This is a genomic window from Roseibaca calidilacus (genome assembly GCF_001517585.1).
Lineage (GTDB): Bacteria > Pseudomonadota > Alphaproteobacteria > Rhodobacterales > Rhodobacteraceae > Roseinatronobacter > Roseinatronobacter calidilacus.
This window is the reverse complement of sequence record NZ_FBYC01000002.1, coordinates 74,711-97,917: the sequence shown is the minus strand read 5'-3', so window position 1 is coordinate 97,917 and position 23,207 is coordinate 74,711. Positions and strand designations below refer to the sequence as shown.

Sequence of the window (23,207 nt, the reverse complement as noted above, 5' to 3'; positions counted from 1 at the left end):
GGGCGCCATGAGCGCCAGCGCACCGGCGACCAGAAGGGCGTGAACGGGTGTGAGAACTGGAACAGAAGTCATTCGGAACGGTCCGATCGGATGGCATATTGGGTAACGGTGAAGCCGAAGGGTTTTGCCAGACGTCGTCGATCGAGCGGGTCCGTTCGGGCTGAAAAGCGAACATCAATGTTGCGGTGAAGGATCCGTCCTGCGCGCCCTGCGGGCTGGTCAGGCGCTTTCTGAGGCGGACCTGGGCGCGGTTGTCACCGATCAGCGTGATCGAGGCGATCTCGACGGCCATCTCTGCCGCGGGGCCGTAGCGGGTCGGCGGATAGCTTTCCTGCCCGGAGGACACATGGCGCGCATGCTGGCCTCGGCCGCCCCGGTGGATTGCGCCAGCACGCGGCGCACGCGCAGGTCGTTGTCGAGCTGGTTGTAGGCCTCGCGGTCAAGGATGTAACGGTAGATCTGCGCCTCGATAATGGCCGGGCGTTCGGCAAGCGAGACCGTCTCAACCGTGGCGTTCGGCAGAGCGAGACCAGTCGCGGGATCATAGGGCACGACGACCGGCGGCGGTGTCTCGACCATCAGGGCGACAGCAGCGGCCGCAAGGCAGCCAAAAACGCCAAAGCCTGCCCCGCCAAGGCCGATCATCCGCCAGAGCTGCTCCCTGCGCAGTGCGCCATGGATCAGTTCCTCCTCAACGAGTTCGCGCGTGCTCATGCCTGCCGTCATATCTGGAGCCTTGCTCATGGCGCGAGGCTCGGCAGGGTGAAGTCCATGTAACGGCGCTCTTCGGCGACGGTGGCGGCATCCACCACGCCCGCATTGCCCGCGCCGAGGGTTTGGATCGCTTCGAGTTCCACATCCGCGTCATGGCGATCGCGAGTTCCGCCGTGACGCGGGTGTTGTGGTCCATCGACGCCTTCAGGTCTTCCATGTCCGGGATCAGGGAGACGAGTTGCTCGACGCGCTGCAGCGATTGGCCGCCTCGGCGTGGCTGTCTGGGCTGCGGCCGACATCACGGCGCCGGTCGTGGCGCGGGTCGCAACACCTTCTGCGCCCGGATTGCCGCTGGTGGCGATCTCGCGGAGTGAATCCTCATCGAAGCCCGCACTGGCCAGCGCCTGTTCCATCTGGGTGCGCAGGGGCCCCGCGTTAGGCCGATCAGGCTCGACCAATCGCCGGCCTGGATGCCGCGGATCAGGCCTGGGATGTCTTCGAAATTGGCTTGCAACAGGTTGTCGAGATCGCCGCCCATGGCGAGACCGAGGATACTGCGCGGCCCGGTGAGCGAGGCATACATCTCGTTCAGCTGATCGAGCTGGCCTTGCAGCGTCTCGAGCTGTGCCAGCGCATTGTCCAGAAGATCGGTCTGGATCCCGAAATCCTGCAGCATCTGCTGAAGCTGGCGGATTTCCTGGGCGATGTTCTGGGTGTCGACCGTGGGCACGCCTTGCGCGGTGACAGGGCCCGCGAGGGCAGTGGCCAGCGCGAGCGTCGCGGCGGTGGTGATGAGGGAAATGCGCAAGCGCCGGATCATCGCAATGTCTCCTGGGTGAAATCCATGTATTGCCGCTCGGCGGCTTGGGCCGCGGCCATGGCGAGTTGCTCCTCGCTCAGCGGTTGGGTGTGAGCGGCCTTGATCCGGGTCCGGATCGCGACCAATCGGGCCAGCTCGGCGCGCGCATAGGTGTTGACTGCGATGGCCTCGTGCAGGTCTTCGGTCTCGCCAATGCGGGTGATGATGTCCTGAACACGCAGGGCAGCTGCGCGGACCGAGACCAGCGAATAATCCCCATAGACGCCTGCCCCATGGGCCGAAAGGCTGAAGCTCGCGTTCGCCAGAAGGACAGGGTCGATGGTGCCGAGCGCATCGATGCCGCCCACGGCGGCGAGGTAGCTGTTGTATTGCTGCGGGATCACCACGACGTAATGCTGGGTTTCCGCAAAGGGCGGGACGCCGCCGTAGTTCTGAACGTTGCCCGGGCCTGCGTTGTAAGCGGCGAGCGCGTGGATGATGTTGCCATCGAACATATTCAGCATCTGCGCGAGGTACCGCGCGCCGCCGGTGACCTGCAGCCAGGGATCGTCGTAATAGGCCGGATAGATTCCGAGATCGCCCGCCGTGCCGGGCATGATTTGCGTGAGGCCGAAGGCCCCAACGGGGGAGCGGGCCCCGATCTGAAAGCGGCTCTCTTGCCAGATCAGCGCCTGCAGAAGGCAGCGCCACTGGACCAGCGACAGGCCAGCACGGCTCACGCCAGGCAGACTGTGGGTGTGGCGGGCCGCGCGGATGATCAGCTCTTCGATCCCCTCCCGGGCATCTCCGAACATCCGGGCGGCAGCCGGGTTGTTGTCATCGGGCGCATAGAGGCTCGCCGCCGCACTTTCGACGCCGCCTGCGGCCTCCTGCCCCGCCTCGAGCCCGGCGACTGTGCCTGCGACATCGCCGGAGCCGAGGGACATGGCATCCATCAGCCCCTCTAGCGAGGCGAGTTGCTGGCGCTCGATCTCGGCCAGTTCCTCCTCCCGGCTGAGCCGGTCCTGCTGCAGCGCCAGATCGCGGTCGGTCTGCTCGAGGATTGCCTGCCGCTCTGCGAAAAGGCGTAGATCAAAAGTCGGCACGCCCTGGGCAACCGCTGGCCCGACGCTGGGACCAGCCAGCGCAAGGCCGATCATCGAGAGGGGGAGCCAGGTCCGCATCGGCTCAGCCACCCGCCCCCAGCATCACGAAATCGCAGGCCGTGTCGCGCCGCGTGACTTCCGCCCCCATGGTCGAGATCGTGGTCGTGGCGGGTCCCGCCTGCGTGGGCGCATCGCGGAAGTTGAAGCAGTTGGCCTGCGCGGGATTGTGCTGCGCACAGGCTGTCAGGGTCAGGCCGAGGCCAAGCAGCACGACGCTGCGGGTGATGGTACGGGTCATGTCACTCTCCAGAAATCAGGGCGGTCACGGTAGTCGGGGCCGACAAGAGCCTCGCCCTTCTCCATGCCGCCGAGGATGGTCACGAGGGGGCCAAGGGCGCTGAGATCGGCGTCGATCACCACCGAACCCCGGTCATCGCGCACGAGCGCGAGGCGCGAGGCGGAGCCGACGCCCAGAAGCACGTCGAGTTCCTTGTCGCTGAGGCCGAGCATTGCGTAGTCGGCGGCCGAAGCGCGGATGTTGGGCAGGAGAACTTGCGTCGGTACGGCTTCCACGATGGTCTTTCCGGTCCGGGTCCGCTCAAGCTGACTGGCATACTGGGTCATCATCACGACGACGGCGTTCTGTTTGCGCGCTGTCACCAGCCAGTTCGACAGCCGCTCCGCGAAATACGCATTGTCGAGCGCCTTCCAAGCCTCGTCGATGACGATGATCGTGGGCTTGCGGTCTTCGATCACGCGCTCGACCCGGCGGAAGAGGTAGGAGAGGACCGCCATGCGTTCCCGCTCGCTCTCGGAATCGAGGATGCCGGTGAGGTCAAAGCCCGCGACGTCTCCATCGATGCTGAAACTGTCCTCGGCATTGGCCCCGAAGATCCAGCCGTAGCGACCCTCGGCCGTCCATTCCTGCATCCGCTCGAAGAGATCGCCCTCGTCATCGGTCGAGACCAGCAGCGAGGCGAAATCCGACCAGTTCCGAAGCCCTGCATTTCCGGCGCTGGCGTTCTGGCGCACGACCTCCTGCAGACGATTGGTCTGCACCGGGGTCAGAGGCCGGTCCCGGCGCTCGAGGAGGCTTGCGAGCCAGTCGGCCAGCCAGGCCTGACCGCGCGCGTCGATCTCGGTCTGCAGGGGGTTCAGCCCGGTGGGGCGCCCCGCCCGCACCGTCGAATAGCTGCCGCCAAGCGCGCGGACGGCCATCTCCATGCCAGCGCGATAGTCGAAGACGAAGAGCCGCGCGCCTGCGCGCCGGGCCATGGTCATCAGGAAAGCCGCCAACACGGATTTGCCGGAGCCGGGGCGGCCGAGGATCAGGGTGTGGCCACCCGTAGGCTCGCGATCCGGCGCGCCCTGTTCGTGGAAGTTGAAGCGGAAGCCGCTGCGCTCGGGTGTCGGGAAAAGCGCGATCGGCACGCCCCACGGCACCTCGCGCCCCGTCTTGCCAAGCGGTGTGCGGTGGAAGGTGGCGAGATCGGCGAAGTTGTGGTTCGTGATCGCGGCCTTTCGGCTGCGCGCGCCGGTGTTGCCTGGATGCTGCGCCATGAAATGCGCCCGCGCCCCAAAGGCCTCCGAAATCAGGTTGATCCCGGAGGTGGCAGAGATGTTGCGGATCTCGGCCGCGATATCGTCGAGAGCGGCCTGGCTGCGCGCATAGACGGCCACCGTCATGTGATGCTCGCCAAAGATCAGGCGTTTCGATTCCAGATCGTCTTGCGCGAGTTCCAGTTCCTGGGCGAGACTGACGGCTCCGTCATTGGCGGCCTGCATAAGCCGCAGCTGCCGCTTGATCCGGCCTCCCATGATGTTGGCGTTGATCGGCACGAAGGAGTGGGTGACCACCATGTCGACGGGCAGGTTCAGCTCGTCGAGCATCAGGCTGTCGGTCTTGGCAGGGTAGTTCTTCACCGCGAAGATTGCGCCGAGTTTGTCGCCTACGGCACCGTCGGAGAGCGCGATGGTCGTGCCGCGGAAGGTGACGCGGGTATTGGCGACATCCTCTGCGATCACGCCCAGGCGCGACCGCGGGAAGAGCGGATGCTCCTCGCCAGTGTTCAGAGATCCGAGGAAGCCCAGAAGCTCGCCAGTGCTGGCTGCAAGCAGGCGGGGCTTCAGCTCATCGAAAGACGACAGCAGAAACCCCACCACCTCGTCGAGCTTGCGCAGGCGCCGGGTCGTGTCTGCGGCATGCCGAGTGCGCGAAGTCCCTAGACCAAACGGCAGGCGACTGCCCGCCTCGGGGCGCTTCAGGACCGTCAGGGTCAGTGTCTTGTCGCGCAGGCCCGCCTGACCCAGATGCGCGCGCCAGCGCTGATCGACGGCGGCCGCGAACCCCTCGCCCGGGATTGGTGGGAGGGTCACGTCGACCGCTTTCGAGACCTTGTGCAGGTAGAAGGAAAACTCGGTCCCCACCTGCGCAACGATGCCTGCCAGGAGCCCGCCGATCCGGTCGAGATGGATATCCTCGCTCGTGGTGCTGTTCACCCCTTCAAGCCGGATGCATTGCATCAACTCGTTGCCCCGCGTCCGGATCGTCCGGTCGGTGACGAGGCTCACATAGGGCAGCATGGACGAGAGCCGTTTTTCGCCCTTGACCCATGCGGGTAGCGCAGTCAGCGGATCGAGGGCGTCGGCCACATCATCGGCAATTCCATCACGGGGCATAGCTGTCGCCCCCATGGAGCTTGCGGTTCACCGTGGGCGGGGTTTCTTGCAAGGTGATCACCATGACATCGAGGAAGTTCGGATCCCAATCCGCAGCTTTCCAGAGCGCAGGCCAGGCCAGTCCTGCGCCCACGGCCACAATCCAGCTCTGCACCCAGAGGAACAGCAGCGTCGAGCCGAAGAGCCAGACCATGGCATACATGATCGGCAAGCCCATCAGCTTGGGCGGCCTGAGAAGGCCGATGAACACGCGGGACTGGTCGGACATGGGTGCTTCTCAGGTCGTCCAGATGGCAGCGACGATAGTGGGTGCTGCGGCGATGCCCGCGATTGCGACCACGACCCAGAGCGCCTGGCGGAAATCGAGGATGCCGAAGAGCCACGAGAGAAACACGCCGATAAGCGCGAGCGTGCCGATCACGATGCCCAAAGGACCGGTGATCGCATCGACGATGCCCTGAAGCAGGGTCTGCACGGGCGAGAGGTCAATGCTTTGGGCCAGAGCGGGGCCCGCCAGCACGATGAGGGCCATCGCGCCGAGCGCGACAAGGGAAGATTTGGACGTCACGACAGGTCTCCTCTCAGCCGCTGGAACACGGCTGTCACACGGGCCACATGGCCTTGGGTTTCTCGAAAAGGGGGAATGCCGCCATGGCGGGTGACCGCATGAGGGCCAGCATTGTAAGCCGCGAGCGCCAGCGCGGGATCGCCGAACTGCTCGAGCATCATCAACAGGTATCGCGCCGAGCCGTCGAGGTTCTGCGCGATGTCATGGGGATCGACGCCCAGATCGCGCGCGGTGTCGGGCATCAGTTGGCCGAGCCCAATGGCCCCGACCGGGCTCAAGGCGCGCGGGTTGTAGGCGCTCTCGACCTCGATATTGGCGCGGTAGAACAGCGCCCAATCGGTGACCGACAGACCTGCCTGACGCAAAGCGTCATGGCTGCCGTAACGCAGCGCCGTGGTCTCGATGGCGTGGAGGATTTCGGGGGCGGCGCGGATGGCGCGCGGGGCTACCATTGCGGCAGCCGTGACATCGCTCAGGGGATCATCATCCCCATGGGACTGCGGTGCTGCAAAGAGAAATAGGCGATCTGGAAGGGGCCCAGTCTGGGCATCATCGTCGCCGGTGAACGAGCGCAAGGTGCTCGTGGTATCAGTTGTGTCGATCAGTCGGCCATCGGGACTGACTTGGAAGATGAAACCGTCGGCAAGGGCCGGGGGTGCGGAACAAACACCTGTACCCAATGCAACGACGAGCGCAAACGCGCGGTCAGTTGTCCTTGACCAGAACCGGACCGGTTCGTGGCTCGGGCGTGCGCCCGGGTGCTGCATGGCGCTCGCGGATGCCTTCGACGAGCGGGATGTTGGCAGTCTTGCAGCCCATGTCGGCAAGGAAACTGACAAGACCGACAATCGTCTTGAACTCGCGAACCTTGAGATAGCTACGGCTCGTGACGAGCATCTTGTCGTCACGCCCGTCCTCAGCAACGGCACGGATGACCCATGTGCCGTACCAACTGTTGTGGCGCTTCTCGGCGCCTTCCTTGCAGACCACCTCGATGAGGTAGTGTTCGGCCAGCAGGCCGCGCAATCCGTCTTCTGTAACCACATTCGGTGCTTCTTCTATCATGGCCTTCCCTTGGGTCCTTTCCTGCCTGAGGTGCAGTACCGGTCCCACGGGTTCGAAACACCGTGGGCGATACAAGACAACATAAACGTTAGCAAGACAATAATATCGACTTGACGAAGATCACCTTGCTTCGATAAGAGTGATACCCGACAGATCGACAATCTTAAAGGCGGCAAAGGAGTTTTGCCCTGCACATAAACTGTGCGCGCAATATAACCTTGATGCTGCTGATCCTGGGCGTTGGAGCGGCCGGTCCGGCTGCTGCCTGCATTTCCCCCGGGCGACCGTTTCTTCCCCAGTCTCAAGAGGACATGCGGACCTACGCGGATCTGATCCGGGGGGATTTCGAGGCCTACATCGCCGATGTTCAAGACTACTTCCGTTGCCTGGACGAGGAGCGCGCGCGGGCCTTTGTCGAAGCCAGGGAAGTGAGCGAAGAATATGGGCGGCTCATCGAGGCTGTCGAGTAGCCCCATTCCCGCTGGCACTGAGCGCCTTTGCTTCTATGCCGATGATACATTGATGATTTTGTTGGAGCATGTTCGGTTTCGATCCTGTCCAAGGCCCCCACGCATCGGTTGCCTGTGCGGCCGCGATGCGGTTCAATCAGAGTTCGTATCCGGCCAATTTACTGAAAGGATTTACACCCCGTGTCTTTGCGTTTCTGGCAACGTATCCGTCTTGCGCGCGGGGTGACGCTGAACCTCTCGAAATCGACGGCTTCTCTGTCGTTCGGACCGCGCGGTGCCAAATACACCGTCAGCCCCCGTGGAAACCGCGCCACAGTCGGCCTCCCGGGCACGGGCCTCTTCTACACCATCCAGGACCGCAATGGCGCGCGTTCAGCCACCCCAACGCGGGACAAGCTGTCCCTCGGGTTTTTCCGAAGGCTCGTTACCCCACCCGAGGAAAAAGCACTGGTGGACGGACTGCGCGCGCTCAACGACGGCGATGAGGATGAGGCGCTGTCCCAGCTGGAAGCTGCGAGCGATCTGCCCGACGCCGCCTGGATGGCCGGCATGATGTGCCTGAAGCGGGAGGCATTTGCACGGGCGCGCGGGCATCTGGAAATCGCGCTTGCGGCGGGCGATAGGCTCGGCGCGCTGTTCACGAAATATGATCTCTCGCCGCAAAGCACCCTGCCGATCGCCAAGGGCATCTTTGCGCATATCTCCCCCACCGAACGCGGCACACGGCTTGCGCTGGTGGAACTGTGCGAGGCAAGCGGGGACGCCGAAGGCGCGGCGCAGCATCTCGAGCGACTGCTGGTCATAGCGCCGGAGGATCCCGTGGTTCTCTTGTCCTTCGTCCAGATCGCACTCGACACGCCCCAAGATCACAACCTGATGGACAGGGTGATCGATTTGACCGTCGCCGCCCAGAACGAGACGCCGATCGATACGGGAATTTTGCTCTACCGGGCTCGGGCGCTAGCGGCTCGCAGCCTGCCTGACGCTGCCATCGACGTACTCACCCGCGCTGGCCGCCGCCGCAAGGACCGCCCCGATCGTCTACTCCACCAGATCCGTCATGACCGCGCTGAGCTTTACGAACGCGTGGGTCGCAAGGCCCAAGCGCGACGTGAGTTCGAGAAACTCTACGCGGAGGCACCGGAGTTTGAAGGGTTGGCTGAGAGGCTGGGGTTGAGGTGATGAGTTCGTCGCGATGGGCGGGAAAACCGTCATTAGCTGCAGCCGAGAGATCAAATCGCATTTTGAAGCAAAGCAGACGTCATGTCTGGATTGGCGGGCGAAGCTGGAAGACAATAAAGGGGTGTATCTGACCACGGACATTCACACAGGCCGACGCCATATCGGCTCGGCTTATGGCGACCTCGGCACCTGGTCGCGCTGGCGTCAGTACATCGATACTGAACACGGCGGTAACGTTGAGCTGACCAGGCTCGTGCGTGAGCAAGGCTTGTACCCTATTGTCATGAGCATTTCCATTTTCCCTGCTCGAACAACGCACCGCCCGCACGCTTGACGATTTGAAGATAGCCCGCGAAACCTTCTGGAAGCGCGTCCTGCTGACAAGCGGCGACCAAGGGATGAACGGGAACTAAGCCACAGCTCAGGTTTTTCTCGATCCGGAAAGCCTGAGCTGATAGCGTTAGATATTTGAAAATAGTAAGAATTCGAGGGCGTCAGTGCATCTTTCACGCATCCAGATAAAGAACTTCAGAAACTTCGCCGATTTTGACGTCAGCGTTGGCGGGAATCTCGTGGTCGTAGGGGAAAACCGCGTCGGCAAGAGCAACCTTCTGCACGCTCTGCGCCTCGTTTTCGATCCGGCGATGCCTGACAGCGCGCGGCAGCTTGGGTTGTCGGACTTCTGGGACGGCTTGGACGAGCTGACAAAAGACGACAGCATCTTGGTCAGTGTGGAAATTAAGGGATTTGAGGATGACGAGGACATCCTCGCGATACTGACGGATTTCAGGCTTGACGATGATCCTGAAACCGTTCGCCTGACCTACGAGCTTCGCCCTCTTGCTGACCTGGAAGATGATCCCACCTCGGCGGAAGACTACGAGTTCATCTGCTATGGAGGTGAGAGCGAGGCCAAGCAGTTCGGGCATAAGCTTCGGCGGCGGATCACGATGGATGTTCTGCCAGCCTTGCGCGATGCCGAAGCCGACTTGTCGGTTTGGCAGCGCTCCCCACTTCGCCCGCTGATCGAAGAAGCCTTTAAGAGCGTGGATACCGATTCACTGAAAGAAATCAGCGAGGCAATCGAAGAAGCCACGGCAAAGATTACTCAGTTCGACGAAGTATCGACGCTTGAAAAGAATATCGCTGACTTGTTCCAAGAGATGAGCGGTCAGAAACAGGACATTCATCCCACGCTCGGGTTCAGCCCCACTGATCCTGCGCGCCTGTACCGATCCGTCCGCCTGCTAATTGATGAGGGCGCGCGTGGCATTAGCGATGCCAGCCTCGGGTCGGCCAATCTTGTATTCCTGACGCTGAAATCACTCGAATTGCGGCGACTGATCGAAGAAAACCACCGCGATCACACTTTCTTGGCCATTGAAGAGCCAGAAGCGCACCTGCACCCGCATCTTCAACGATCAGTGTATCGCCACGTGTTTACCGAGGCACAGGAAGCTGGCGCGCCGCTCACCATGTTGGTAACGACCCACTCCCCGCATATCGCAAGCGTTGCACCGTTGCGTTCTGTCGTGTTGCTGAAGGACGAAGGGGATGCGGGAACAAAGGGCTATGCGGCAGAGGCGATCAACCTTGAAGATGATGAAGTTGACGACATCGCTCGGTACTTGGACGTAACGCGCGCCGAAATCTTGTTCGCGCGAGGCGTGCTGCTAGTCGAGGGGGACGCGGAGCGGTTTCTTGTGCCTGCCTTTGCTGAAGGGCTTGGTTACGTGCTGGATGAAATGGGCATCACGGTATGTTCGGTCGCTGGTACGAATTTTCGGCCGTACGCCAAGTTCCTAGTCGGCCTTGGTATCCCCTTCGCCGTGATTACCGATTGGGATCCTATTCAAGGTAAAAAGCCTCTTGGCCGCAACCGCTCCTTGCGGCTTGTTAAAGACATCGAGACACAGCGCACGGGGACAGAACCGACAGCGCTGATCGAAGAGCTTGATGCTATCGCGGATCACGACGACTTTGCAGAGCGCTGCGAGGCCTACGGCATCTACACGAATAGCAGGACGCTTGAAGTAGACCTGTTTGATGATGGTTTTGCGGCGGCCATTATCGCGGTTCTCAGGGAGTATCCGTTTAGCGCGGCGCGCAAGGAGCATATCGACAACTGGGAGGCCGATCCCGAAGAACTCGATCCCGCCTTGCTGCTGAAGATGATCGACACGATTGGCAAAGGCCGCTTTGCGCAACGGATGCTGTCATACATCGACGGCATAGAAGCGCCCGACTACATTAAGGATGCGATCAAGTACGTGGCCGAACGTGTCTGATCGCCGCCTCTATCTCAAAGCTGCTGAAGAGTTGCGCCCGAACTCCGGCCAGTGGGCTGCCTACGAGTCTGAAGGCCACTGTGTTGTCATCGCAGGACCAGGCAGTGGCAAGACGAAGACACTTACGACTAAGCTGGCGCGCATCTTATCCGAGGATGTGCAAGAACCACGCGGCGTAGCCTGCATCACGTACAACAATGAGTGCGCGCGCGAACTTGAACAGCGGCTTGATGCGCTCGGCATCGAGCCAGGCGGGCGCGTGTTTATCGGCACGGTTCACTCGTTTTCTTTGACGCAAATTATCCTGCCCTACGCCAAGGTTGCAGGCATGGGGCTACCTGGTGATTTCCAGGTCGCCACACTCCAAGAACAGCGCGGCGCACTGGAGCGTGCGTATGATCGTGTCATAGCGCGCGGGGAAGACCCGCATAGATTTTGGCGTCTTCGGATGGATCGTTACCGCCGCTCGCACTTGAAGCGCGATACGGCAGCCTTCCGGGAACAGGACGCAAAGTGTGCTGAGTTGGTTGTCGCTTACGAAGAAGAGCTGCGCCGCGCAGGCCTGATCGATTTTGACGACATGCCCCTGCTGTCCGTGCGCGCGTTGCGGGAACATCAATGGCTTCAGGACGCGATCAAGGCCAAGTACCCCGTCTTGATTGTCGACGAGTATCAAGACCTTGGGAGCGCCCTGCACCAGATGGTGATGGGCTTGTGCTTTAGTACGGGCATACGCTTGTTCGCGGTCGGCGATGTCGATCAGTCCATATACGGTTTTACCGGAGCAAACCCTGTCCTTCTTGAACGCCTTTCGCAGAGGGAAGACGTCGAGACCGTCAGGCTGCGCCTGAACTATCGCTGCGGGTCAAAGATCGTCACTGCCTCGCAGTACGCTCTTGGTGAAGAGAGAGACTACGAAGCCCCAGAGGGCGCTGAAGAAGGAACAGTTTTCTTTCATCCGGTGAACGGAAACTATGACGGGCAAGCCGGATACGTTTTCGACACTCTTATTCCCGATGCGATGGCTCGTCTGCCCGACCTTCGGCTTGGCGAAGTTGCAATTCTCTATCCGGCTGCCTGGATTGGCGATGCCGTTGCGAATGCAGCCCAGGCGCGCGGCTATGCAACCATTCGTGCCGATGGCAACGCGATCTACCCCCGATCTAGTCGCCTGATGCGATGGCTTGAGCAATGCGGGACGTGGTGCTGTGAAGGATGGAAGTCGGGAAACCCTAGATTTTCACGCCTGATCGATGAAGGCTGCCGCGTATTCGCTGAATCGCTTACTTCGGAAGAGTCACGCCTCGACTTTCAACGGGCGCTGATGCGCTTGCTTTGGGAACACCGAGAAAACGCGATGTCGCTACATGATTGGCTATTGAGCGTCCGGCACGAGATACTGCGTGAGTTGTTCGCGGGGTCACGGACCTTGGCAGATGAAAGCGACACGCTCGACGCATTCATTCTTAAAACAGCTCCCGGTGGTGCGAATGAAGAAATGACCTTGGGTCAATTCTGCGGCCACGGCGAAGGGAATAATCGGATCAACCTCACAACCTTGCACAGCTCCAAAGGGCGCGAGTTCAGGCTTGTCGTTATGTTCGGCATGGACGATGGCAGAATTCCTCGCCCGAACCCGAACGAAAGAGAAACCAGAGAGGCGCGCCGCCTCTTCTATGTCGGCTTCACCCGTGCTGAAGAGGAAATCCATATGCTTCACAGCGCGAACAACCCATCGCCCTTCGTAATTGAACTCGCAGAAAGACTAGAGGAATAACGCCACTCAATTAGCGAGATGTCCCTGTGAATCACATAAGCCATCTAATAGCCTTTGTTTATTCCTTATCCTTGCCCGTATGATGAACCTACCCCATTGAACAAGCCTCGCACTCGCTCAATGGGGCAGATTCGCCGCACTGGCGCGATCTACACGCTGGATCACGTGACTGAAAGACCTCTGAATCGGACGCTTGACCGACTGGCGGCGACGGCAGCTTTGTCCAAGGTTTGTGGCTGCTGTCAGCGCGAGCTGCAGCGGCGACAAATCTGACAAGGAGGAAAGCGCGGGCGGATTTCGGTGCTATGGGGATAGTGGCTCAAGGCTTGGTTGGCCGATACCATGACGCTTGAAGCTGACGACGCCGATCCGTGTCGGCCAGGTGATCTGTCTGGACCGATGCCGCCGGATCGTCATTTTGCTGTTGCCATGGGCTTGCTGCAACTCGGGTTTCGGTGGAGTGGCCGCAACGACTGCTCCGGTGCCTATGGATGGTGGAACCAGGTGTGACGGTTGGATCATGCGGCATCCTTCCATGGCGGGGCGCGGGATTTTGGTGTTTGGCCGCGGGTGAAGGTCTCAATGACGATCATGCCGCCACCGCATTTCGGGCAGGGCTGATGCGTGTTCGGATCGGCGGGATCGTCAGTTACGGCTTCACTTGTTGCCTCGTCCGGCTTTGGCTCCGCATCGAGCAAACGCCTGATCTTCTCGATCCTGTCGCGTCGGATGCCGTTCGCCAAGAAGCCCGCGTGGCGGATGCGGTGGAAGCCTGATGGCAGGACATGGTTGAGGAAGCGGCGAATGAACTCGCTCGTGGGCAGGCGCATGACCTTCATACGGTCGCCGCGCTTGATCCTGTAGTCTTTCCAGCGGAATGCCACAGTGTCGGCATCGGCACTGACGAGGCGGTGGTTGGAGATCGCGACGCGGTGCGTGTAGCGGCTCAGGTAGGACAGCACGGCTTCGGGTCCGCCGAAGGGTGGTTTAGCATAGACGACCCAGTCAAGCTTCCGCAGCGGGGCGAGATGGGCAGCGAAGGCATCCGGGTCGGCAAGCCCCGCCAGTTTCCCAAAGAAGCGCAGCTTGCCGGTCCGGTGCAATCGGATAAGCCCCTCAAGGAACAATCGCCGGAACAACCTCGACAGAACCTTCACTGGCAGGAAGAACCCCGGGCGGCAATCGATCCATCTCGTGCCATCAGGCGACAAGCCACCGCCCGGGACGACGACATGCACATGGGGATGGTGGGTCATCGCCGATCCCCAGGTGTGCAGCACGCTGGTCATGCCGATCCGGGCGCCGAGATGCTTCGGATCGGCGGCAATGGTCAAAAGCGTCTGGGCCGACGCCTTGAACAGCAAACCATAGACCGCCGCCTTGTTTTGATGCGCGATATCGGCCACCTGCGCCGGCAGCGTGAAGACCACGTGGAAATACTCGACCGGCAACAGATCCTCGATGCGCGCCTGCATCCAGTCCCGTGACGCCACGCCCTGGCACTTCGGGCAATGCCGATTGCGACACGAGTTGTAGGCGACGTGCTCGTGACCGCACTTGGTACATGCCGACACATGCCCGCCGAGGGCGGCGGTGCGGCAGTTCTCGATCGCAGACATCACTTTGAGCTGCCGCAGGTTCAGATGTCCGGCGTGCTCGCTGCGATAGGCAGCCCCATGGGCGCGGAAAATATCCGCGACCTCCAGTCTGGGACGCGACACGGAACCCGCGCTTAACCTGGACCGGCCTCTCTGCGTACCAGCAGATCAAGCGGGCTGGTGACGTCCCGGATCGTCTTGGTCGCCACCTTCGTATAGATTGTCGTGGTCTCCAGTTTGGCGTGCCCGAGCAGCACCTGGATCACCCGGATATCGGTGCCGCCCTCCAGCAGATGGGTGGCAAAGCTGTGTCGCAGAGTGTGGGGCGACGCCTGCTTCCTGATCTCTGCAAAGTCACAGGCCACCCCGAAGGCCCGGTTGAACTGCCTCGTCGAGATCGGATCGATCCTGTTGCGCCCAGGAAAGAGCCAGCCCGCGGGCCGGGCTTCGCGGTAATACTCGCGCAGAAGTTCAAGCAGGCTCGGCGACAGCATCACATGGCGGTCCTTGCGGCCCTTGCCCTGGTCGATGCGGATCAGCATCCGGTCGCTGTCGATATCGCCGACTTTCAGGTGGGTGACCTCGCTCGCCCGCAGCCCGCCGCCATATGCCACGCTGAAGGCCGCCCGGTATCTGAGCCCGGGCCCCGGCGCGGCTTCAAGAATGCGCGTAACCTCCTCGGCGCTCAGCACCACGGGGATCTTCTTGGCCGCCCTCTGGTAGCGCATATGCCGCTTCATCTCGGGTCGCGGACACGTCGTTGCAAAGAAGAAGCTCAGAACCGTCAGCCGGTTGTTGAAGGTCGGCGCGCCGATGCCGCGCTCCTTCATGTCGAGCTGAAACGCGCGCAGCTCCTCCGGGGTCGCGGTATCGGGCGAATGGCCCAGAAACCGGGTGAACTCCCGCATCGCTCGCAGATACATCGTCTGCGTCTTCGGCAGCAGCCCCTTGATCTGCATATCTTCGAGAAACCGCCGGCGCAGGGCGGGAATATACTGGTCGGACATGAAAACCTCCTGTCATCCGATTGAGAAGGTCCCAATCGTCCGACAGGCGCGCCCATCCACCAAATCCAACCACCGCGATCAGCGCGCTACACTCGCCGCAAGCGCCCCTACCGCGAGAGCGGTTTCGTCCATGTCCACACTGCGGCCTTCGACCTGCCCGACGACGCTGAACGGTGCCACGAAAGGCCGCTTCGGTAAAGCCGCGCCGCAGCCATGGTAAGCCCGGCGAAGGCCCGGACTGGGCCGGGCACGTCAGTTGTGGCGCTTAGTCCAGATCGACGCCGCCGAGGCGCGGCGCATGGACATGCGTTCGGACCAGGAAGGCAGCGGCCGCACCCGCAATGGCACCGAAGAGGTGCGCCTCCCACGAGACGCCGGGTTGGCCCGGAAGAACGCCCCAGAGAATGGAGCCATAGAGGACACCGACCAGTAGTGCCGCGCCCAACGTGATCAGCGAGCGATCCACGAGGCCGCGCACGACGAGGAAACCGAACCAGCCGAAGACCAGTCCCGACGCGCCGATATGGATGGCCGAGCTGCCGAACAGCCAGACGAGGCCTCCCCCGAGGCCGATCACCACAGCGTTCACCGGCAGCAAGGCCCGCGTGGTTGTAGCCACCAGAAGACCACCCATCACCAGCAGCGGCGGCGTATTGGCCATCAGGTGCCCGAAGCTTCCATGCAGGAGGGGCATTAAGATGATACCATCCAACCCATCGAAGTGCCGCGGGATCAGCCCGAACGCCGGGTTCAGCCCGTAGCCGGTGATCCAGTTGACGACCTGGATCGCCCAGAGCAGGGCGATAAAGGCGAAAAGCGCCGCTGCGCGCCGCAAGAAGGCGCGCATGTGATCCCGGTTCTTCATGGCGGCGACAGTAGACGTCTCCGCAAGGCCTTCAACGGCTTTCGCGCGCCACTGTGAAACGGCTAGGGGACCGAGGTTCAGGGCGGCGAACCTCGCCACGACCCAAACCAAGAGCGCGGCTGCCTATCGAAGGCTTTGGCGAGGCATCAGAGCCAGTTTTCCAAGAATGGTGAATGCCATTCCATCCCTTGCCGCTCGCCTTCGACGCTCTGCCGAAGCGAACGCTGTTTTCAGCGATCAAATCTGCTTGCTATCGTTAGTGTTGTTTTGTATCGCCGCACCATTATAGCTGGAGTCGGCGTCATGAATCACAAGGTCCGGACCGCAGCAGCAGCTGCGGCCATCACAGTATCGAGCCTCGTCGGTTCGGTCGAGCCGGCGCAAGCCTACCAAGTCGACTGTGCCATTTTGCTTTGTCTCGCGGGCGGCTGGCCGGCATCGGCGCCCTGTGCCCATGCGCGTGCGGTCTTCATCCGCAGGATCACACCCTGGCCGATCGAGCCACCCTTGCAGATCTGGCGTTGCCCGATGGGGGTGTCGTTCACCGCCCCTGCTCCCCTCTCGCCGATGGAACGGCTTTACGACATCGCCTTCCGGGAGGCGCCTCAGGTCAGCGTGTCGCAAGCTCCGCTGCCCCTGGTCCAAGCCCAGTCAGACGAGCAGGCCGACATCGACATTTCGGGCGATGCCTTTGACTTCGCCCGCAGCATCCGCGTCTTTCACATCCAGTTCAGCCAACGCGAAAACCGGGATGGCGATTGCAACCGTTACGACGCCACGCGCCTCGGTTCCTACGGTGTGCAGGGTGACTATCGATGGACACGGTCGAGTGTCGCACAGGTCCCGCCCGCCTCACAGCTGCCCGACACCGGGCACTGTAATTGGGTCAGCTACCGCTCGGTCTTCGTGGACTGGCGGGATCATGAGGGGAACTACGGTTTCGAAGAGGTCCGCTACTGAACTTGCCCGGGCCTGTCCGAGGCAGGTCCGCACCCAATCATCTTGCACCTGTGACGGTGCACCGAACCCAAAAAGGGAAACGACGCCAGACCGAAAAGCCTGACGCCGCGCTAGAAGAACCCGTGAACAAGGATCTTCTAGCGCACTGTCCGAACCGCCGCAACCAGCAAAGTTGTTTTGCCGGCAAGAATGTTGTTTGCTCTCGGCATGGGGTCGTCTCTCACAGGAGACACCAACCATGGAACCCACGACCGGCCTGATCCTGAGACGGATCACCCAGACAGAGCTGTCCGTTTCCGCCCACAAGCTGGCGACCGTCATCCTCGACGCCATTGCGTGGAAGGAGGGCTACAACGGGCTGCCGCGCGGGACGGCCGCCTTCACCCTCGCCGACCTGGCGTCCAAGATGGGCATCTCGCGCCAGTACCTGACCGCGCTGCTGGCTGAACTCGAGGCATCCGAGCTGGAGCTGATACGCGAGAAGCCCAACGGCAAATTCGCCCCCTGGCTGTTTCGCTTCACGGCCTTCGATACTGAAGACGGCGATCAGGATGTTGCGTCAGGCACAGGCGACACATCACTATCTAGAGAAAGAAATAACAAAACTATTTTTTTAGGACAAATCACTATTTCTGAAGCGTCCAACGTCTTCCAGACTTGTTGGGCGGAGTTGATCAAAGCTGCGAAAAGGGCCCTGCCCTGCTGGAACGTCGACACGCAGGTGATCTGGGACCGCTTCCTGGCCTTCAACCGGGCGCGCGGGAACGACAGGGTTCCTGCCGGCTACCTGCTCGGGTTCATGCGCCGATGGCGAACCTCACCTGGTTCGGTAAGCCGACCGGCGGAAGCGCCCACGCCAAGACAGGCAGCGGATCCACGGGAGCGTGAGTTGCACGCTCAGATAAAGGCCGCACCCAGCGGTAACCGGCAGTTTCACGCTTCAGACCTGTGTCGGCTCATCGGGCAGGCTGCCTACGACGCGCGGGTCGTCGATGTCATCCGGCAGTTCGGCTGTCCAAGGTTCACCGCGACTCTCGCCGTTCATGGGAGGGCCGTGATAGCTGGAGAAATTTCGCGATGACGTTGGAGGGTTAGCACACGCATGGCCAAAAAGGGGTAAAACTGCCAAGGCATTCGAGAGTGTCAATCAGAGCAGATCGGCAACCGTTGCAACCAAGCATTGTTGGCCAGAACAGAGTGCCAACGGCCCTGCATTGCCACCTCGCGGATCAGCGTCTGCACTTCCATCTTTGTGATGCTTCGCTGGACGGTCGTGCGACAAACGCAGGCCAAGGACTCGGCCTTCGGGCTAGAGACAAGTGGTCATTTTCACCATGGCGCTCATGCAAAAAACATCCCGACGAACCTTCTCCTCGGGGTATGTCCATATCTGACGTATTGCCATGTCACTTCTGTCGAAACGACGGAGCTGAGCAATGACGCACGAACAATATCTCGCACTTGAAATGATCGCTCGATTGGCCAACCGTTTCGGTCCAGCCAGCCGTATAGCAAAGGAACTGCCCGGCTGGCTGGAGTACCTGACCGAAGTCGAATGTCCCGAACGGCCTCGTACCCGACCAAGCTCTCAATGGTGGAACAAGATCAGGACCCTCGCGCATGACCTTGTGCCGACCGCCGGGGGCGGAGAGGGCGAGATCGTTCAGCGCAACTCAACCCTCCTTGGCGAGCATTTCGGGCTATCCCCGGCCGAAACATCCATGTTGACCTTCGTCGCGTTCTACAAGTTGTTCGACGGGTTCGAGCATGTCGTCGATGGCGCGCTGGAAACCAGAGAGGTCACGGTGCCACTGCTTTTGTCGTGGTTCTGCGCTGCGCCCGAGCCTGAAATCCGCGCAGCCATGCGCGCATCCGGCCGACTGACAAACTCGGGATTGGTGCAGCGCAACAGCGGCGGACGTCATCGCCGGATGCCGTTCGATCTGTCCGATCGCCTGACCCTAGCGCTACTTGCCGAAGTCGATTGCATTACCGACCTGATTGCCCTGATGTTCCCGCGTGCAGCTACGCCGCAGGCTCAATGGCAAGACTTCGAAGGTCTAGGCCAGGACGCGGACCTGATGCGTGACCTGCTGTCCAACGCGATGGCCAAACGCCAACCAGGCGTGCACATTCTTCTCTACGGCCCTCCTGGCACAGGCAAGACCGAGTTCGCCAAGGTGCTCGCGCGTGAGGTCGGAGCCGAACTGCGCTCGGTCGGAGAAACGGACGATGACGGAGGCGAGCCGTCGCGCCGGGAGCGCCTGGCCGAACTCACCATGGCATCTCGCATGCTGGGGCAAAGATCGGATACCGTGCTGCTGTTCGACGAGATGGAAGACCTGATTGGTGGGCACAGCTTCCGCTTTAGCCATGACATGCCGTCGAAGGTCCATTTCAACCGAATTCTCGAAACCAATCCGATCCCGGTGATCTGGACCACGAATTCAGTTCACGCCTGTGACCCTGCCTTTCTTCGGCGGATCAGCTACTCGGTGATGATGCGCCCGCCATCGGGTCGTGTGCGAGCGCGTATCTGGCAACGCCTCGAAGAGCGACATGGTGTCGGGATACCGGACGCCGCCCTGCCGGATATGGCAGAACGTCATGATCAGGCCCCGGCGCTTGTTTCGGACGCGATGGTGGTGGCAAGGCTTTGTGATGGTGGGCCTGATGTTGTCTCGCAGGTACTTGATGCCGCCGCCCGTCTGGCAAAGGGCGGAGCCGATAGCGCGCCGCGGCATTATTCAGAAGTGCCTTGGCAACCTGGTCTGGCTCGCGCCGACGCCAATCTGGCCAAGATCGAAGCGCGCCTGGCGTCTCCGAGCGCACCTCGCCGGGTCAGTTTCTGTCTTGAAGGACCGGCGGGGACCGGCAAAAGCGCATGGGCACGGCATCTGGCCCGGGTCATCGGCATGCCGGTAATAGAAAAGCGCGCCTCGGACCTCATGTCGAAATGGGTTGGCGAAAGCGAGCAGAACATCGCGCGGGCCTTTTCTGACGCACGCGCCGACGGTGCCATGCTCATCTTCGACGAGGCGGACAGCTTGCTAGCTGACCGTCGTGGCGCGGAACGCAGCTGGGAGGTGAGCCAGGTCAATGAGATGCTGACCTGGATGGAAAGCCACCCGTTGCCCTTCGTCTGCACTACCAACTTCGTTGAAAAGCTCGACCCTGCAACACAGCGCCGGTTTACCTTCCGCATCCGCTTCGATTTTCTCTCCGCCGATCAACTTCCGCTGGCTTGGGCTGCGCATTTTTCATGTTCACCACCGAAAGAATTGTCTACGCTTGATCGACTTGCTTCGGGAGATTTCGCGAACGTTGCCCGTAGAATGGAGGCACTGGGTGTTTCGGACCCAGAGGAAATTCTGCGCGCTCTGATCCTTGAAGATGAGGCAAAGACAGGAACAACGCGACCGATTGGCTTTGGCCGTTGACGCAAAGTGCGCCGTCAGAATGATTGTACTGTATTGCCAGGAGGAGTCATGCGCTACGCTCGCCAAGAAGATTTGCAACGACTCGCTCTGATAATGCAGGGGTCAGCGGAGGGGATTTCGCTTTCTGACATAGAGCGAGAATTCAGCGTATCCCGTCGCACGGCAGAACGCATGCGTGATGCCGTACGCAACGCCTACCCTCAAATTGAGGAAATCTCCGGCGAAAGCGGTCGAAAATACTGGCGCTTCCCGCCGGGATCATTGGGTCGCATGGCTGAACCCACGCTTGATGAACTGACCGCCGGCCACCGCGCTGCCGCTATTGCGCGGCGCGAGGGCGATGAGCTAACAGCGGAAACATTGGAGCGCCTTTTGGTAAAGGTGCAGGCAATGTTCCGCGAGGATCGCCGCCGGTCGATTGCTGCTGACCTTGAAGCACAACTATTGGCTGACGGCGTTGCCTTCCGGCCCGGCCCTCGAGAAAAAATCTCGCCCGAGACTTTATCTACAATTCGCGAAGCAATCCTTGCAGGGGTCATGATCTCTGCTGATCATCGTGCCCGTGCTTCGGCAAAGCTTTCACGTAATACCCGACTCGGCCCAATTGCCATGTTATTTGGTCAAGGGCGCCAATACCTTTTGGCTTGGAGCGAATATCAGAACGATCTTCGACTGTTTGCACTGGCTGGGTTTGAACGGGTTTCGTTGGAACCTGAGGTCTATGAGCGCCCCAAAGGGTTCGATCTGCAGGAATGGCTATCAGAGAGCTTTGGTGTATGGCGGGAGGAACCGCTTGATGTCGTCTGGCGGTTTCTGCCTGACGTTGCCGATGAAGCTGCGGGGTATCTGTTTCATCCCAAACAGCAGACCGAGCGGATGGAGGACGGATCACTGATCGTCCGTTTCCGCGCCGGAGGACGGCAGGAGATGGACTGGTATCTGGTGAGGTGGGGCGATCAGGTCGAGGCGCAGTTTTTGGCAGTTTCTGGTAGCCCAGTTTCTGATACGACCGAAACTGACGCACCCCAAGAGTAACTTCAGCTCGAATCGACAAAGAAAGTACAGCGCTTGCTTCGTGACAGCACATCCCACCCCCTTCGCATCGACAGCCTGCCTATTGGGAACGGTCATCTCGGTCTAACCCTTTGTCCTGGCAAGAAAGGCGACAGTGTCTTTGGCGAGGGATGGGACCGCGATCTGGATGTTGATCTGGACGTGATAAGGGCCTGGGGAGCGAAAGCGGTCCTGACCTTGATCGAGGACTCTGAGTTCGATCTGCTTTCTGTCACGGAGCTTGGTGATGCGGTAAGGGCACGCGGGATGGATTGGCATCACATCCCGATCCCCGATCTGGGTGTGCCAACGCCACAGGCCATGGCGCGCTGGCGCGAGTTGTCGCCCCGCCTTCACCGCATTTTGGAAAATGGCGGCCGGGTGCTGGTCCATTGCCGGGGCGGGCTGGGACGCGCGGGGACGATTGCTGCCATTCTGCTCGTTGAGCGCGGGCGTTCAGCGGGCGAGGCAATGACCCTCGTCCGCGCAGCACGGCCCGGGGCAATCGAGACGCGGGTTCAGGAACGCCTTGTGAGCGATTACGCCCGACATGAAGGGCTACCCCTGATCCGACTACATGCCAGTCTACTGGGTGGCGCTATCGGCGACAGTCTGGGTGCCGAGATCGAGTTCCTGTCGCTCGCGGAGATCCGCCGTCGTTTCCCGGACGGCATTTCGGAGCTCCCACCGCACATGGGTGTGCACGGCGCAATTACAGACGACACCCAGATGACGCTGTTCACGGCCGAGGGAGTCTTGCGCGCGCGCGTACGCGGCGCTCTGAAGGGTATCTGCCACCCACCGTCCGTTATCCATCACGCGCTGTTGCGCTGGTACAGAACCCAAGGCAGCAATCCGAAAGTTCAGACCGACGATGTGGGGCTAATCAACGACCCACGCCTTCAGGTCTGCCGCGCGCCGGGCAATACCTGCCTGTCATCCTTGGCGGCGAGCGCCCAGTTTGGGGACCCTGCACAAAACAGCAGCAAAGGATGTGGAACCATCATGCGGGTGGCCCCCATTGGCTTGATGTTCCCGCGCGACCAGGTGCGCGCAATGGCCATCGAGACATCCGCCCTGACGCATGGCCATCGGACCGGCCAGCTTGCAGCGGCAGCCTGGGCGGAAATGCTTGCCGATGTCACTGCAGGCGCCAAGCTTGAGGAGTGTGCAGCCCAGACTGCAGCGACCTATGCGCGATTGGCTGGGGGCGAAGAGACTGCACAGGCAATTCAAGCTGCGCTTCGCGCGCCTCGAGACGGTACTGGGGAAACAGTCGAATCCTTGGGTGGTGGCTGGACCGCCGAAGAGGCGTTGTCGATCGCGCTTTATGCCTGCCTGGCCGGAGGCTCCTTCGAAAAGGCCCTCCTGATTGCAGCCACCCATGGTGGGGACAGCGATTCAACTGCGGCGATTGCTGGCAATATGCTGGGTCTGATTGATCCTGCCGCTGTCCTTCGACACCGGTGGGCCGATATCGTTGAAGGTGCAGACATCATCTCGCAGCTGGTGCGGGACTACAGGGAGCTTTCATCAGATATCGATGCGGCAGAGGAACTCTTCGAAGTCTATCCGGGTGGGTAATCGTAGGGTCAAACATCCGAAAACGGGCTTGTTAAGCGCGCAGAAGAGAACG

Annotated in this window: 21 protein-coding genes and 1 pseudogene; 10 read left to right on the top strand and 12 right to left on the bottom strand. The window is 61.2% G+C overall.

Annotation, left to right across the window (positions count from 1 at the left end; translation table 11 throughout):
* Nucleotides 1-68: 68 nt before the first annotated feature.
* The 9 genes and pseudogenes from AWT76_RS02875 to AWT76_RS02835 form a co-directional block, all read right to left on the bottom strand.
* Nucleotides 69-714 (bottom strand): annotated as a pseudogene (locus tag AWT76_RS02875) (VirB8 family type IV secretion system protein).
* 298 nt (nt 715-1,012) lie between these two features.
* Nucleotides 1,013-1,534, bottom strand: a complete 522-nt coding sequence (locus AWT76_RS02870) for a type IV secretion system protein (RefSeq protein ID WP_407071402.1) — start codon at nt 1,532-1,534, stop codon at nt 1,013-1,015.
* The gene (locus AWT76_RS02865) at nt 1,531-2,697 is read right to left on the bottom strand and encodes a lytic transglycosylase domain-containing protein (protein WP_072244824.1); all 1,167 of its coding nucleotides are present in this window, start codon (nt 2,695-2,697) and stop codon (nt 1,531-1,533) included. The genes AWT76_RS02870 and AWT76_RS02865 overlap by 4 nt, the downstream gene beginning before the upstream one ends.
* Before the next feature lie 4 nt (nt 2,698-2,701).
* Nucleotides 2,702-2,917 (bottom strand): hypothetical protein, encoded by a 216-nt coding sequence (locus AWT76_RS02860; protein WP_072244823.1) that lies wholly within the window; start codon nt 2,915-2,917, stop codon nt 2,702-2,704.
* The gene (locus AWT76_RS02855; RefSeq protein WP_072244822.1) at nt 2,914-5,298 is read right to left on the bottom strand and encodes a VirB4 family type IV secretion/conjugal transfer ATPase; all 2,385 of its coding nucleotides are present in this window, start codon (nt 5,296-5,298) and stop codon (nt 2,914-2,916) included. The genes AWT76_RS02860 and AWT76_RS02855 overlap by 4 nt, the downstream gene beginning before the upstream one ends.
* Complete coding sequence (locus AWT76_RS02850; protein WP_072244821.1) at nt 5,288-5,566, bottom strand: VirB3 family type IV secretion system protein; 279 nt, start codon at nt 5,564-5,566, stop codon at nt 5,288-5,290. Before AWT76_RS02850 ends, AWT76_RS02855 begins: the two co-directional genes overlap by 11 nt.
* Before the next feature lie 9 nt (nt 5,567-5,575).
* Entirely contained in the window at nt 5,576-5,866 is a 291-nt protein-coding gene (locus tag AWT76_RS02845) for a TrbC/VirB2 family protein (RefSeq protein WP_072244820.1), read from the bottom strand.
* Nucleotides 5,863-6,441, bottom strand: coding sequence for a lytic transglycosylase domain-containing protein (locus AWT76_RS16585; protein WP_407071403.1), 579 nt, complete (start codon nt 6,439-6,441; stop codon nt 5,863-5,865). The genes AWT76_RS02845 and AWT76_RS16585 overlap by 4 nt, the downstream gene beginning before the upstream one ends.
* A gap of 130 nt (nt 6,442-6,571) precedes the next feature.
* Entirely contained in the window at nt 6,572-6,931 is a 360-nt protein-coding gene (locus AWT76_RS02835; RefSeq protein ID WP_072244818.1) for a hypothetical protein, read from the bottom strand.
* Nucleotides 6,932-7,152: 221 nt separating this feature from the next.
* Between AWT76_RS02835 and AWT76_RS02830 the strand changes: the two genes are divergently transcribed.
* From AWT76_RS02830 to AWT76_RS02815, 5 genes are all read left to right on the top strand, one after another.
* Complete coding sequence (locus AWT76_RS02830; protein ID WP_072244817.1) at nt 7,153-7,401, top strand: hypothetical protein; 249 nt, start codon at nt 7,153-7,155, stop codon at nt 7,399-7,401.
* 180 nt (nt 7,402-7,581) lie between these two features.
* On the top strand, nt 7,582-8,583 hold the full coding sequence (locus AWT76_RS02825; RefSeq protein ID WP_072244816.1) for a DUF4236 domain-containing protein: 1,002 nt from the start codon (nt 7,582-7,584) through the stop codon (nt 8,581-8,583).
* Between the two features lie 13 nt (nt 8,584-8,596).
* Nucleotides 8,597-8,917 (top strand): GIY-YIG nuclease family protein, encoded by a 321-nt coding sequence (locus AWT76_RS16580; protein ID WP_141655852.1) that lies wholly within the window; start codon nt 8,597-8,599, stop codon nt 8,915-8,917.
* Nucleotides 8,918-9,080: 163 nt separating this feature from the next.
* Nucleotides 9,081-10,871: an ATP-dependent nuclease gene (locus AWT76_RS02820; RefSeq protein ID WP_072244815.1), complete on the top strand. Its 1,791-nt coding sequence runs from the start codon at nt 9,081-9,083 to the stop codon at nt 10,869-10,871.
* Nucleotides 10,864-12,648 carry an ATP-dependent helicase gene (locus tag AWT76_RS02815; RefSeq protein WP_218055467.1) on the top strand — a complete coding sequence of 595 codons (1,785 nt, stop codon included), beginning with the start codon at nt 10,864-10,866 and terminating at the stop codon, nt 12,646-12,648. The genes AWT76_RS02820 and AWT76_RS02815 overlap by 8 nt, the downstream gene beginning before the upstream one ends.
* Before the next feature lie 518 nt (nt 12,649-13,166).
* On the opposite strand, the gene AWT76_RS02810 is transcribed toward AWT76_RS02815, so the two are convergent.
* From AWT76_RS02810 to AWT76_RS02800, 3 genes are all read right to left on the bottom strand, one after another.
* Complete coding sequence (locus AWT76_RS02810; protein WP_072244813.1) at nt 13,167-14,369, bottom strand: IS91 family transposase; 1,203 nt, start codon at nt 14,367-14,369, stop codon at nt 13,167-13,169.
* 11 nt (nt 14,370-14,380) lie between these two features.
* Complete coding sequence (locus tag AWT76_RS02805; protein ID WP_072244812.1) at nt 14,381-15,253, bottom strand: tyrosine-type recombinase/integrase; 873 nt, start codon at nt 15,251-15,253, stop codon at nt 14,381-14,383.
* 265 nt (nt 15,254-15,518) lie between these two features.
* The gene (locus AWT76_RS02800) at nt 15,519-16,118 is read right to left on the bottom strand and encodes a rhomboid family intramembrane serine protease (RefSeq protein ID WP_245638756.1); all 600 of its coding nucleotides are present in this window, start codon (nt 16,116-16,118) and stop codon (nt 15,519-15,521) included.
* Between the two features lie 303 nt (nt 16,119-16,421).
* Between AWT76_RS02800 and AWT76_RS02795 the strand changes: the two genes are divergently transcribed.
* The 5 genes from AWT76_RS02795 (at nt 16,422) to AWT76_RS02775 (ending at nt 23,155) form a co-directional block, all read left to right on the top strand.
* Complete coding sequence (locus AWT76_RS02795) at nt 16,422-17,078, top strand: hypothetical protein (protein WP_072244811.1); 657 nt, start codon at nt 16,422-16,424, stop codon at nt 17,076-17,078.
* Between the two features lie 238 nt (nt 17,079-17,316).
* On the top strand, nt 17,317-18,159 hold the full coding sequence (locus tag AWT76_RS02790; RefSeq protein WP_072244810.1) for a hypothetical protein: 843 nt from the start codon (nt 17,317-17,319) through the stop codon (nt 18,157-18,159).
* Between the two features lie 355 nt (nt 18,160-18,514).
* On the top strand, nt 18,515-20,518 hold the full coding sequence (locus tag AWT76_RS02785) for an AAA family ATPase (protein ID WP_082700072.1): 2,004 nt from the start codon (nt 18,515-18,517) through the stop codon (nt 20,516-20,518).
* Between the two features lie 48 nt (nt 20,519-20,566).
* Nucleotides 20,567-21,553: a helix-turn-helix transcriptional regulator gene (locus tag AWT76_RS02780; RefSeq protein WP_072244808.1), complete on the top strand. Its 987-nt coding sequence runs from the start codon at nt 20,567-20,569 to the stop codon at nt 21,551-21,553.
* Nucleotides 21,554-21,586: 33 nt separating this feature from the next.
* A complete protein-coding gene (locus AWT76_RS02775) occupies nt 21,587-23,155 on the top strand; it encodes an ADP-ribosylglycohydrolase family protein (protein ID WP_072244807.1) in 1,569 nt (522 codons plus the stop codon).
* The last annotated feature ends 52 nt before the right edge of the window (nt 23,156-23,207 follow it).